This is a genomic window from Verrucomicrobiales bacterium (assembly GCA_016793885.1).
Lineage (GTDB): Bacteria > Verrucomicrobiota > Verrucomicrobiia > Limisphaerales > UBA11320 > UBA11320.
The window spans coordinates 1-12,581 of sequence record JAEUHE010000154.1; the positions used below are offsets into that span (position 1 = coordinate 1).

The window sequence follows — 12,581 nt, forward strand, 5'->3', positions numbered from 1 at the left end:
ACGCAGACCTAAGCCTTATCCGCTCCTGATGAAACATCGGAGAACGTTTCGCGAAATTTCCCATCGAAACCGATACTACAAAAACAGCGTCTTCGGTCCCAAATACCGCATTTCTTCGAAGCGCTAACTAACTGCCATTCAGACCTGTCCCCATTTCGGCACGTGGCCTGTCCCTGGCAAGGGGAGGGGGCGGAAGAGGCCTGTCCCTGCCACACAGGAATCAATTGGGGGCAAACGCAATGTTGGCAGCGCCTAGCGTTTAGCAGTGCGCGGGATGGCTGCATCATTCAGCAAAACCATCCGCGCCTTGCTTTGATCTAGGTCCTGCTGTTCCATGTCAGCCATGTTCGACTGGCTTACATTCGCAGTCTATTTTCAGGGCAAACTTCTCGGGATTGAATGGCATCCATGGAAGCTGATTGGCTGGCTGGGCAATATCTGCTTCTTCTCTAGATTTTTGGTGCAGTGGTATGCCACGGAGCGTCGCCAGCAAATTACCATCCCTTCTGCGTTTTGGTGGCTTAGCCTGGTGGGCTCCTTGTTTCTTCTATCCTATGCCCTCGTCTATCAACAGGATTCAGTGTTTATCTTTGCCAACGCGTTTAACTGGATCCCGTACCTGCGCAACCTGGTCATTCACCATCGCCAAAAGCGTGCCTCTAAAGTCTGCGGCGGTTGCCAAACAAAAAGCCCGGGACACGCACGATATTGCCTTGAGTGCGGGTCCATCTTTCCGACCTGCGATTCACCCAAGGGTATCGCCTCTCCGAACGCCGATGAGGCTTAATACTCGCTAGCTCGTGCCGATTTCTTCGTCGTGAGCATGATCGAATATCGCTTTCTGTTCGAGGGACTGGCCCCATTAAGGTTTCAGATCCAACTCGACCGTGGAGAACCAACACCCTCGTCGGCCGGACCGCACTCCGACTGGACGCGACTGGGCGTCCATCAATGTGAAGGGTGCCCACTCAAGCCCAGCGCACATGCCTATTGTCCTACTGCGGTGGATCTTGAACCGATTATCGAACAGTTCAAAGGGGTCTTCTCCTATCAAACCGTAACTGTAGAAGTCGTCACTCCCCAACGAAACTACTCAAAAACTTGCGATGTGCAGACCGGCCTGCGCTCGCTGATCGGACTGATCATGTCAACCAGCCGCTGCCCGTGGTACTCCCAACTGAGGGGTCTTGCCCAGAGTCACCTGCCCTTCGCAGACATGGAGGAAACCCTGTTCCGGGTCACCGGGGCGTATCTCATGCAACAATACTTCGAAGCAAGATCAGGCGGTAAAGCAGACCTCCTCCTGAAGGATTTGGAACAGCTCTACCAAGGCCTGTGGAAAGCAAACCAATCCTTCAAGGAACGGCTCCAATTGGCATCGACCAACGACGCCAACATCAATGCCATCGGAGCGCTCTCCATGATTTCCCAAGGGGTCTCGTTTTCACTCCAAGAAGACCTGACCCAAATCCAGGAGCATTTCTGGGGCTTTCCGATGGGAATACCGTCCCTTGGTCCCATGGGTGGAGACCTGCACCGTGCGACGCAGAAGGCCTCGCCGGATGCGACTTCCTGCCGACTCCAAAGCGTGGCGGCCTAAACCGAGCAGAAAAGAAACACTTTAGGGCTTTTTCTTAAAGAGGTCCTTGATACCTTTGCCGGCCTTCTCGATTCCGTCCACAGCACCTTTACCTAGATCTTTCACGGTGTCCGTCACCACGCCACCCAGGCTCTTGAGAGCCACCGTGGCAACCGAAGTCACACTGCCAGTAACCTCGGTCATAACTTGCTGCACCAGAGCAGCCGGAGAGATACCCTCTGGCCCCTGTCCCAATCCAGTCAGGTGAATATCCGGCAGGGCCACGGTAGTTCCCTTCCCGCCCAATAAAGGAAAGGTCAGATTGACTTTGGTGTTGCTGATCACCAAGTCATCAACTTGGAGTTTCTTTCCAGATGACGTCCCGTTGGGTTGAGTAGATTGCGATGACGGCACGGCAGACTGAACATTCGCAAGAATTTTGGTAAGGTTGTTGTCGTTGGGACTTCCCTCCACATTGATCGTGGCGGCATCAAGCCGCAGGGAGTGAATGACCACCTTGTCGGAAAACAGTGAGCTTGGGGAAAGTTTGACACTGATATGGTCGGCCTCCAAGGCCGTCGGACTCTTGTAGCCCTGGGGGTTGCCCACATGTAGGCCGCGTAATGAGGCGCTGCCCCCTAGCAATGACAGACTAACCCCGTCCAAACGGAGTGTGGTCTGGGTCAACGAGGGACCGACTGTCTCGACTCCCTTCTTGATCATCCCATCCAGAAAGAGCACGAGGAGGATGACTCCGGCAATGATCAAGATCATGCCGGCCACAGCAACACGAATGGCAATTTTTTTCACGGTTCCTTCCAATCTGAGGACTCAGGCATCCAGCTATCCCCTACTCCTTGACGTCCACTTCAATTTTATTGCGTTCCAAGATTTCGCCTTCGAGCAGGGAGAGTTTCGTCCGAGCCTTGTTGTACTCGAGCACCGCATTCAGCGAGGAGATTTGAGCGGAGGTAAGGCGACGACGCGCCTCCACCACAGCAAGTCCATTCGGCTGGCCGAGCTGAATCTTCGACTGTTCGGCCCGCAAGACTTCCTCAGCCAATTGGGCGGCCCGACGCGAAGGGGCGATCCGGCGATAGGCGGCGGACATCTGTTTGCCCGCATTCTCGACCTCCGAAAGAATGTCGAGTTCGAGCTTTTTCATTCTCAGCAAGCTCTGCTGCTTTTCCTCCTGAGTGGCCCGATACCGGTTCCGCGCCGACCGGTTGCTGAGGGGAATGCTCATCGTGACGCCGTAGCCGTAAAAGGAATTGACCCCGCGTCGGACTTGACGGCTTGCGCCCCCGAGCTCGGGATCGATGCCCGTCAGCCCATAACTCCCTACCAAATCGAGGCTGGGGAAGAGTTGGTTTCGATCGTAGCGAAGAACAATATCTTGCTTCTCCATCTCGACCTTGAGCTGCTGAACATCAGGCCGCTTGGTCATGGCGTCACGCCAGCTTCCCATCTGGTCAAACTGCTCTTCGATCTCGAAGAAAGGGTCGGTAAGATCCAGCGGGCCGGCCTGAAGGTCCTTGACGTCCTCGATGAGCAGCCTTCGGAGGTTGTGCTCCGACTCGGTCTCTGCACGCTCGGCGTCCACCACACTCGCAGCCACGTTTACGGCATAATAATCAAACAGTTTCTCTTCGATCGGAGCCAAAGCGCTCGATTGGATCCTGGACCTGACTTCAGACAGCAGTTGGTTGGCGCTCTCCAACGTGACACGGTGCACTTTAACCACCTCCTGGGCATGCAAGGCGTCGAAGTAGGCAGCTTGGACAGCGCCAACAGTGGCCATCATTCGGCTGACGAGATTATTCTCGGAAATCTGGAGATTCTTGCGGCTGACCTGAATCTTCATCCGGTCTGCATCCGTCCAAAAGTCCTTAAGCAGCGGCTGCTTGAGAAATATACCGCTGCTGAGTCCGTATTCGTTGGTGTTCCGGAATCCAGTGCCTGGCACGCCCAAGTCGCGTAGATCGGTGAGTGCCTTCCATTTCGTTAATGCGCCATTCAGGTCATACGTCAATCCGGTGGGAAGCTTACCCGAAATCCCGCCGCTAAAGATGTCGCTGGTCAGCTGGTAGGGAACATCCCCCTCCTCCTTCTTCCGATCAAACATGCTCGGCTGATCGAGGAAATCACGGGTGGCGGAAATGTTGAAGGTGGGATCATAGACACCTCGAGACTCATCAAGGCGATGCTGGGCGATCTTGCCGGATAACCTCTCTATTTTGAGGTCCAGATTGTGCTTCAACGCAAGCTGGAAACAGTCGCTGAGGGACAAGGACCGATGAGCAGGATCGGAGTCCGCAGCGCGGAGCGCGCCGGCGACGCTGCAGGAGATCAACAAGCAAATTCCGAGAGGCCGGACCGGGAAGCTAATGATAAGCGCTTTCAAGGTGTCAAAAGTTCAACTGGGCTTCCTAGGGTTTACCATCCCGAAGGGGTCGGTGTCCAGCGACGGAAATTGGAACGTTCAACTGTCCTTGCTCGGTCCGCGTTGATTGTGTTTGATTGGTCCCCACATGCCGCAGTCAACGCCAAGCCAAAGCGCAGAAGACTACCTGGAACGAATCCACGAGTTGATCACTCGCAAAGGGTACGCCAGGGTGGTAGATATTGCCGAATCCCTCGGGGTCAAACAAGCCTCGGTGACGAGCATGGTTCAGCGACTGGGCGAGCTGGGCTATCTAAATTATGAGAAATACCGGGGCCTGATGCTTACCGAGAGGGGCCTGGAGGTAGCTTGCAATATCCAACGCCGTCACAAAACCCTCTCCCGGTTTTTTTCCCTGTTCGGCCTCTCCAAAGAGGTGCAAAGGAAGGACATTGAGGGAATCGAGCATCATTTGAGTCCTGACACCGTAACCTTACTGGCCGATCTGGTGAATTTCTTTGAGAAAAAGCCCAAAATGCTGGATAAATTCCTGAATGGCCGGGACTCGAAGCCGAATGATCCGAAGGCCTAGCGCCTGATCCCGCCAAATCTAGCAACGTCTCCCCTTTCCATTGGGGAGGGATGCTCACTTTCCTTCCAAGCCCTTTAGGTAGGCGATGATCAGCTGAGGGAGTTCCTCGCTGTAGCCGCCTTCCAACACACTAAAGACCGGAATTCCGAGGAATCGAAACTGTTGCCCAAGCCAGTAGTAGTCCTCGGCCTCCAGCGTCCCCTGGGCTAATGGATCCTTCGCATAGGCATCAAACCCAGCGGAAACACCCACCAAGTCGGGTTTGAATTTCTGGAGCTCACGCAAACCTCTCTCGAGAGTTGCACGATACTGCCGCCGCGGAGTCATCGGGGGGACCGGGAAATTAAAACAGTTGTCCCCTCGATGAGCTTCCCCCGTTCCTGGGTAACAAGGAAATTGATGGACGGAGAAAAAGGCGGTGCCGGTCTGGCCGAGGAAAATGTCTTCCGTGCCATTGCCGTGGTGCACATCAAAGTCATAAACGGCAACTCGCTTAACACCCGAAGCCCGGGCCTCGAGAGCGGCGATGGCGATCGAGTCGAAATAACAAAAACCCATCGCGTGGTGCCGAGTGGCGTGATGGCCCGGAGGGCGTAGCAAGCTAAAGGCCCACTGGCCTTTGCGAGCCAATGTAAGCGCACGCAAGGCTCCGCCAACCGACCGAAGAGCGTGCTGACCTATCTGAGGGTGAGTCGGGGTATCCCCATCGAAATCCTCGCTTCCTCGGCGAACGCTCTCCAGCAGTCCACGGTCATGAGCGCGCAGGACCTGCTCATCGGAAACCTCCAAGGGTGTGATCCACTCGCACGCGAGAGTTGTTTGGCCCTTCAACGCGTCCACGCTGGCCTGAATCCGAGCAGGCCGCTCGGGATGGCCTAGCCTATGATAACCAGTACAACGAGAATCGGTAACGATATTCATGGCGAAAATATCAGTCAAACCACCCCAGAACCTGGGCAGCGTGATAGTCATGGCCCTGCCAGGCATTGACGCTGCCCTTAGCAAACCAGCAGCCGGTAGCCAGGATTTTTGAGTGAACTGAACGGGAGGACTCAAGACAATTCCCGGAGGGATTTGAAGGCATGAAAAAGAAGACGTGATCCTGGATTGCACGAGTGTGGGAGTGGCGCTACAAACGCTTAGCTAGTTGGCAGAGCCAACCGACATCTACATCGAATGAGCAATAAGTTTGCGAAGGCAACCGCCCACAACTTGACCTCGGCCCTGACCTCGGACGAGAAGTTCATCCAGTATATTAACTTAAAGCTCGCCTTCATGGGGTGTCCAACGGTGGAGGCGGGTGGCGACGCGGCGCTTCAGGAGATGGCAGCGGCCCTACTGGCCCATCAGCGGGAGACGGACCGTCTGCTCGCCAAGTATCTCCCACCCGTCGATCAGAGAATCCAGGACTTCCTCGCGGAGCACCTGCGCGAAGTTGGGCATGTGCCTCGATTGCCCAGCCGAACCTTCATTCTGGACCGCCCGGGTATCGCCCGTGTGCTTTCACTCCCGCCCGACAAGAACGAATTCGTCTCGGAGATCGTCAAATCCTACCGCTTGAAGCAAGGAGTGCTGCACAACCCCAGCAGCGACCGTCGAACAACCCAGGGGGTGTTCCACGTTGCCGAAGGAGGTCTGCCCATTCCCGCCGACAAGGTCGCGGTCCCCAGAGCCGTATTCTCCCATTTACTAAGGCACGCGCTGAATCCTCCCAAGAAGCTGATGCGCCTGCCGTTTACCTCATCGCAAAGGCAGCAGGCCGAGTGCTTTGTCTCGCTGCTCTTGCGGCCGCTCGTCTGCCCTGGCGTGCCAGGATTCATTCCGGAGAAGTCCATGGAGATCCGTTTTTTTGCTCCGGGCAATCTGGTTTCGAACCTCGATTTTGTTGAGAGCATTTTTGGAAACGCAGGGGATCCTTTTCTGCCCGAAAATGACGCCGCCCTGGACATCCATCATTGGACTGGACACACCGGTTGCGTGATCTTGGCACCTCACCTTATCCGGCTCACCAAGAAGGAACTCGGATTGCCTCACGTGGATCAAGCCACCGATCGCCAGAAGCGCGATAGGATGTGCTATGAGAATCCCGAGGAGATGTACAATGGCGGCGCAGCCTTCAAGGTGACATGTCGGACCGCCGAGGGCGTCATGGTGACGATTATCGCCGACAACTATTTCGGCTACTGCAAGAAGGAGGTCAAAACGCAGATCAGCTACGCTGCGAACCTGTTTGGTCTTTGCGAGGAGGAGCATGCCGGCGGAGCGATGGTCTACGCCAGCTATGACTTGGGCGAGGAGTTCAGCGGCAATTTACATGTGCGCCGACTGGATCGTTCCTTCGCGGACGTCATCGAACGGTTCGGCCCGATCATGAACCTTCAGCCTGAAGGCTACGCCATCGACAAGCGTTACCCCGACATCATTTATGTTCCGGAGGACGTCCATTTTGATTTGCACAAGCAGGAAGTGAGCTGGCAGCAGGCCGGCCAACGCCAGTCCATCCGCCTTCTACCCGGTCGGACCTACATTCGTCCCTCCGGCTACAAGGTGCAGATGGAGAAACCACAGGGCAATCGCTCCTGGCGGTTGGTGGGCACAGTTGCCGAAGGAACGGTGTGTCACAAGCCATGCACGGTTTCCGGGGGCGGAAAATCAGAGATTTCAAAGCCGATTAGCGACGCAATCCTTCAGGGGCCCATTTTCGTCACTCACTTCCAAAAGGACTTCGACCGTGTCGCGGAGTTGCTCAAGCGAGATTACACCCATCGGTTTAAGAAAACAGCCAATCGGACCAACGATAGCCGCTCCATTTTGGCTTCGGAACGGTCGCTTGGCTCGGTGATCAAACTCCTCACGCCGTCGCCGAGGGAATACACGGCCGCGTATAACGAGTGGTTGGCGAGCATTCCCCAACACATCAAAGAGCTGGTCTTTGTAGTGAAGCGCTTCTACAAGCCGGAGTGGGGCGAACGCTGGCGGGATCACTTCGGTGTCGACATCATCAACGGAGTCCCGGGCAATGAGCTGAAGTTGGACAATAGAAAGCTCGCAACGGCCTATCTCAGAGTTGGTTACGACGGCGATGGAGCCTGGCGCGTGTTTGGAGTTCGAAAGGACTTCATGCCGGCCGCCAAGCTGCAGATGGAGGACGACATCACGGCATCCGTGGTGGTGCCCCGGTCCGCCCTTTCAGACCTCAACCCTGATCATCCTAGCGACGTGGCCTCCTTCAAGTTTGTTCAGAATTGCGAGCAGCGGCTCTTTCAAAGACCAGATGACGCCATTCATCGCGGGTATGACAAGCAAACCGAGGCGGATTTTGCGCAAACGGGGAACTTTTTCTCCAACTATGAGCCGCTCACTCCCAGCTCAGCCCGCCTACTCATGGAGGACTCCATTGGCTACGTTAAATACACCGAGCCAATGCAGCAGCTCATCCGAGACGCGATGCACGGCGAGCCCGGATCTTACTTTGTCTGCACCTCCAACCCTAGGCTAGTGGACGGAAAACCCTCCAAGAATCCGAGGTATCTCCAGCTCAGACCTGATCTTGTAAATCCGCGAGCAAACTATCTAGCCGAGATCGCGACACGCTTCCTACGGCGAATCCCGCTGGGGCAACCCGTGCTCACTCCGGTGAGTGCCACCCTCCCAGGCCGACGCAACAACGGTCCCGATCTAGCGTCCAACATTCGTCCGCTTGCCGTGTATAACCCCATTCACTTCATGGAGCTGCCTGAGCTGTTCATGGAGTTCATCTGCAGCATCACCGGAAAATCGCCCTCCACGACGGGAGCGGGCTCCGAAGGGGCCTTGACCAAAGGACCGTTCAACGCACTCCCTCCGATCATCGACCTGAACGCGGCGGTGATCTCGAGTATTCTCTGCGGAGTGAATGGCTTCGTGACCAGTGCTGGTTGCGTAGGACCCCACGCACGGGTCGACCATGATATCAGCCTCTTGGTTCCTGAAGTTTGGTGCCGGATGAGCTCAGCCGAGCGAGAACCGAAGTTCTTGATCGAGAATGGATACCTGGCGCGTTGCGAGGACATGGCCTACGAGGGCCGGACGCTGCAGTTTTCACGCTTTGGCTACCGCATCACCGCACGCTTCGCCCAAAGCTTCTTTGGCCGGGTCTTCCATCACCCTCACGTGGTCTTTGATGCCAACATGCTCCAGCCTGAGCTGCAGGACATGAGCGTTTTCGCAGACGGAATCGACAACGTCATCTCCACTCAGCAGCGTGTTGCGGAGATGTATTTTGAGGATGGAAGCGTCGGCCAAGCCTGCCCCCCACTGAACGCCCTACTGCATATCATGAGAGACGGGCATTGGGAGGGAAAACGACTCAGTGATGCGGGGGTTCGGGAGCTTTTCACGACCAAGTCCCTGCTCGAAAGCGGATGGTATGAGAACCGGTTGCGGGCGAAACAAATCTTGGACATCAGGCAATGGCAACGCCATATCAAGGCGGTGGAAACCTTTCTCGCCAAAGAGACGCATTCTGAGGAAGCGAATCGACTTGGACTAAACCAGCGTCTCAAAGAAGCACGGCAAATGCTGCGCGAGGTCGAGATGCCAGAGTATCTAGCCAAGCTGCGTGGGACCCTGGGACTGCAGCCTGAACTGGTTTGAGAGAAGTGTGTCAGAACGCCCCGTGACTTATCGATCCTAAGACGCCAGGTCTCCGGAACTTCACTGGCTTCGCCTGACCCCCTTGCGATAAACAACATCGCTCTGATACAGGCTCCGCCCCCTGGGCCTACATCGCCCTCCTCGGTGCGATGCTCTGTCGCTGCGCCTCCTCGTTTCCTCACAGCGAACTTCGCAACCGGCAAGACCGGGGCGTTCTGACAACGCGCTCACCTTACCAGCTCCACGGAGCTCAACAATCGCTTGAAGTAGTGAACCGAGGAAGATTCGTCGAGACTGCTTCCCTAAAAGTAGGGACACCGCGTTTTGCCACTACCCAACTTGCGCCTTTCGAGGCATGCTCAACCCGTGCCACAATATCCGCTATTCCGCTGGGGCGCGCTGGCCATCGCCACCGGCCACTGGTTGCAAGCTGCTGAGCCGGAAATCTCCAATTTAGACCTTCCAAGAATCCCGGCAACAGAGCCAGCAAGGGCGCTCAGCACCTTCCTGATCAAGCCAGGTTTCGAGCTGCAGCTGGTCGCGGCCGAGCCACTGCTGGCCGACCCGGTGGCCATGGATTTCGATGAGAACGGCCGACTGTATGTCGTTGAAATGCGCGACTACTCTGAGCGACGCGATGAGCAGCTGGGCAGAATCCGCGTGCTCGAGGACACCGACGGAGATGGTCGCTTCGACCAAAGCTTCGTCTTCGCGGAGGGGTTGCCCTGGCCCACCGCCGTTGTCTGTTTTGACGGAGGAGTGTTTGTGGGCTCGACCCCGGACATCATTTTCATGAAGGACAACAATGGGGATCGGCGAGCTGACCAACGCGAACTCATTTTCAGCGGTTTCGCGGCTGATTCCCTGAAGCGCCTCAATGTGCAGGCATTGTTCAATTCCTTCCACTGGGGACTCGACAATCGCATCCATGGCTCTGCCAGTGTGAGCGGCGGCCGCATCACGATCGCGAGATCCCCCGGGAGCAAGCCGGTGGAGCTGCGAGGCCGCGATTTTTCGTTTGATCCGCGAACCTTCGACCTGCGTCCTGAAACAGGCGGGGGACAACACGGCATGAGCTTTGACAACGCAGGCCGGAAATTTCTCTGCAGCAACAGCGATCATATTCAGTTCGCGGTGTTTGATGATCGCTATCTCGGCCGCAATCCTTTTGCCGAGTTGCCATCCCCGCGACAGAGTATCGCCAAGGACGGCCCGGCCGCCGAAGTGTTTCGCCGAAGTCCTGATGAACCTTGGCGAGTCATCCGCACGCGCTGGCGTGTCACCGGAGCAGTGGAGGGCTTGATTGAAGGCGGAGGACGACCCTCCGGCTATTTCACCGGCGCTACCGGCGTCACGATTTACCGAGGCGACGCCTTCCCTTCCGACTATCTCGGCGACGCGTTCATAGCCGATTGCGGAAGCAACCTCATCCACCACAAGAAAGTGAAAGCGGATGGAGTCAGCTACACAGCAGACCGAGCGCCCGATGAAAAAAAGACTGAGTTTCTGACCAGCACCGACAATTGGTTCAGGCCGGTCCAATTTGCAAACGGTCCCGATGGTGCGCTCTACGTCGCCGACATGTATCGAGAGACGATCGAACATCCCTGGTCGATTCCTGAAAGCATCAAACGTCACCTAGACCTCAACAGCGGTAACGACCGAGGCCGAATCTATCGCATTGTTCCGACTGGCTTCAAACAACCCACCGCCCTGAGGATCGCCCAACAGAGTCCCGAGGAGTGGGTCGGCACGCTCGAACATCCCAACGGGTGGCACCGCGATACGGCCTCCCGATTAATCTTCCAGCGGAAAGACAACTCGCTGATCCCTGCGCTGCTTCGAGTGGCCACAAACTCTCCAACACCTCTGGGAAGAATACATGCGCTGTGGGCCTTGGATGGCCTGCGCGGGGTAAACGAAAAAAGTTTAGCCTTCGCACTCGCGGACACGTCGCCCACGGTTCGAGAGCAGGGGTTACGGCTCTTGGAGCGCTGGCCTCAGTTCCTCGGCTCGCCAGAAATCAGGAAAGCCCTCGGATCTCTGGCAACGGATAGCAACCCAAGGGTGTGTTACCAGCTCGCCTGGTCGCTTTCTGTTATCGAGCCGGCGGATGAAACGAGCCTACTGAATCAACTTTCTGAGCGGAGCCTCTCCGAGCCGGCGTTGGTTCCTGCGATCCTGAACGCGGTTGAAACCAACTCGCTGATCATGCTTCACGCTCTGCTGACCCGGAATCCAGCCGCAGATCAGCCAGGGCCCGCCATAGGCATGGCGCTTTGCCGAATGATCGGGAGACGAGGGATCCCTGATGAGCTGGAGGCAGCGATGCGCACCATCGCAGGCCTGAAGCCTTCCACACTCAGCGTTTCCCTGCTCGGGGCACTCGCGTCGGGAGTGGCTCGCCCGCAAGAACTCCTGACCTCCAAGACCTCCGCAGAGGTCGTAGCGCAGCATGTCGATTGGGCGATGCTAGCGGCTCGAAATACCAACAGACTCAGCAGTCCAGATCACACCGGAGCGTCCGCGATCCGACTGATTGGCTACCTTCCCTTTTCCCGTGGAGGGGAGACCCTGCTGACGGCCCTGGGACCGAAACATCGGGGGGACGAGCGGGCGGCAGCCGTCGAGGCCTTGAGCGCCTTCGGTTCCGCAGATGTGGCGAATCTCCTCGTCAGCCGGTGGAACGAGTTTGCATCTGAGGTTCGCCCCGAGCTCATTACCCTCATGACCCGCCGCAAAGCCTGGGTTCCCGCTTTGGTGGCCGGCGTGGAGCGAGGAGCGATAGCCCGTCTGGAGCTGAACACAGCCCAAGTAAACGCGCTCCGCGCTGAAAAGGAGCCGGAGCTGAAGGAGAGAATTCTTACCCTGCTGGGAGCCCCCAAAACAGTTCAAAGGCAAACCATCGTGAACCGATACTTACCCGCCCTCGCCCTAAAGGGGGATCCGTCGCGCGGGCTGAAGGTCTACGATCAACGATGCGCCACTTGTCATCGCCACCAAGGACGGGGGCGTGCGGTTGGACCTGATTTTGAATCGGTCCGCTCGATGGGTAAAGAGAAGCTGCTGACCCAGATTCTGGACCCGAACCGGGAGGTCGCTCCCAACTTCCAGGCTTATCTGATGGAAACCGCCGGCGGCGAGTCGCTCACCGGTCTGTTGGTGGCCGAGACTCCAGCCAACATTCGGCTTAAGACGGCCGACGGACTCGAAACTCAGTGGAGTCGCGACCAGATTAAATCGTTTGCTCCCGCAGGGCTGTCCCTGATGCCAGAGGGGCTTGAGGAAGGGGTTAGCGAGCAGGACATGGCCGATCTGCTGGAGCTCCTGGCTCCAACTCCATGACCGCACTTGTCTCCGCAAGGCAGAACCGCTTAATGTGCATTCACGTA

General features: G+C 56.8%; 8 protein-coding genes. 5 read left to right on the forward strand and 3 right to left on the reverse strand.

What is annotated here, in order from left to right; genetic code table 11:
* Nucleotides 1–343: 343 nt before the first annotated feature.
* Nucleotides 344–787 carry a lipid-A-disaccharide synthase N-terminal domain-containing protein gene (locus tag JNN07_18110; GenBank protein MBL9169660.1) on the forward strand — a complete coding sequence of 148 codons (444 nt, stop codon included), beginning with the start codon at nucleotides 344–346 and terminating at the stop codon, nucleotides 785–787.
* 36 nt (nucleotides 788–823) lie between these two features.
* Complete coding sequence (locus JNN07_18115) at nucleotides 824–1,600, forward strand: hypothetical protein (GenBank protein ID MBL9169661.1); 777 nt, start codon at nucleotides 824–826, stop codon at nucleotides 1,598–1,600.
* A gap of 21 nt (nucleotides 1,601–1,621) precedes the next feature.
* On the opposite strand, the gene JNN07_18120 is transcribed toward JNN07_18115, so the two are convergent.
* Both JNN07_18120 and JNN07_18125 read right to left on the reverse strand, forming a co-directional pair.
* Nucleotides 1,622–2,389 (reverse strand): AsmA family protein, encoded by a 768-nt coding sequence (locus tag JNN07_18120; GenBank protein MBL9169662.1) that lies wholly within the window; start codon nucleotides 2,387–2,389, stop codon nucleotides 1,622–1,624.
* A 40-nt stretch (nucleotides 2,390–2,429) separates the two neighbouring features.
* Nucleotides 2,430–3,983 carry a TolC family protein gene (locus JNN07_18125; protein ID MBL9169663.1) on the reverse strand — a complete coding sequence of 518 codons (1,554 nt, stop codon included), beginning with the start codon at nucleotides 3,981–3,983 and terminating at the stop codon, nucleotides 2,430–2,432.
* A gap of 127 nt (nucleotides 3,984–4,110) precedes the next feature.
* On the opposite strand from JNN07_18125, the gene mntR reads away from it, so the two are divergent.
* Nucleotides 4,111–4,554, forward strand: a complete 444-nt coding sequence (gene mntR, locus JNN07_18130) for a transcriptional regulator MntR (protein MBL9169664.1) — start codon at nucleotides 4,111–4,113, stop codon at nucleotides 4,552–4,554.
* Between the two features lie 54 nt (nucleotides 4,555–4,608).
* Here the strand turns inward: mntR and JNN07_18135 are convergent, their stop codons facing one another.
* Nucleotides 4,609–5,475: a histone deacetylase gene (locus JNN07_18135; protein MBL9169665.1), complete on the reverse strand. Its 867-nt coding sequence runs from the start codon at nucleotides 5,473–5,475 to the stop codon at nucleotides 4,609–4,611.
* 354 nt (nucleotides 5,476–5,829) lie between these two features.
* Between JNN07_18135 and JNN07_18140 the strand changes: the two genes are divergently transcribed.
* Together JNN07_18140 and JNN07_18145 are read left to right on the forward strand one after the other, a co-directional pair.
* Nucleotides 5,830–9,189 (forward strand): hypothetical protein, encoded by a 3,360-nt coding sequence (locus JNN07_18140; GenBank protein ID MBL9169666.1) that lies wholly within the window; start codon nucleotides 5,830–5,832, stop codon nucleotides 9,187–9,189.
* 366 nt (nucleotides 9,190–9,555) lie between these two features.
* Nucleotides 9,556–12,534: a c-type cytochrome gene (locus tag JNN07_18145; protein ID MBL9169667.1), complete on the forward strand. Its 2,979-nt coding sequence runs from the start codon at nucleotides 9,556–9,558 to the stop codon at nucleotides 12,532–12,534.
* The last annotated feature ends 47 nt before the right edge of the window (nucleotides 12,535–12,581 follow it).

Excerpts from the sequence above, each read along its gene's own strand:
- JNN07_18110 (MBL9169660.1), top strand. The coding sequence starts at position 344 with ATGTTCGACTGGCTTACATTCGCAGTCTATTTTCAGGGCAAACTTCTC.
- JNN07_18115 (MBL9169661.1), top strand. The coding sequence starts at position 824 with ATGATCGAATATCGCTTTCTGTTCGAGGGACTGGCCCCATTAAGGTTT.
- mntR (MBL9169664.1), top strand. The coding sequence starts at position 4,111 with ATGCCGCAGTCAACGCCAAGCCAAAGCGCAGAAGACTACCTGGAACGA.
- JNN07_18135 (MBL9169665.1), bottom strand. The coding sequence starts at position 5,475 with ATGAATATCGTTACCGATTCTCGTTGTACTGGTTATCATAGGCTAGGC.
- JNN07_18140 (MBL9169666.1), top strand. The coding sequence starts at position 5,830 with ATGGGGTGTCCAACGGTGGAGGCGGGTGGCGACGCGGCGCTTCAGGAG.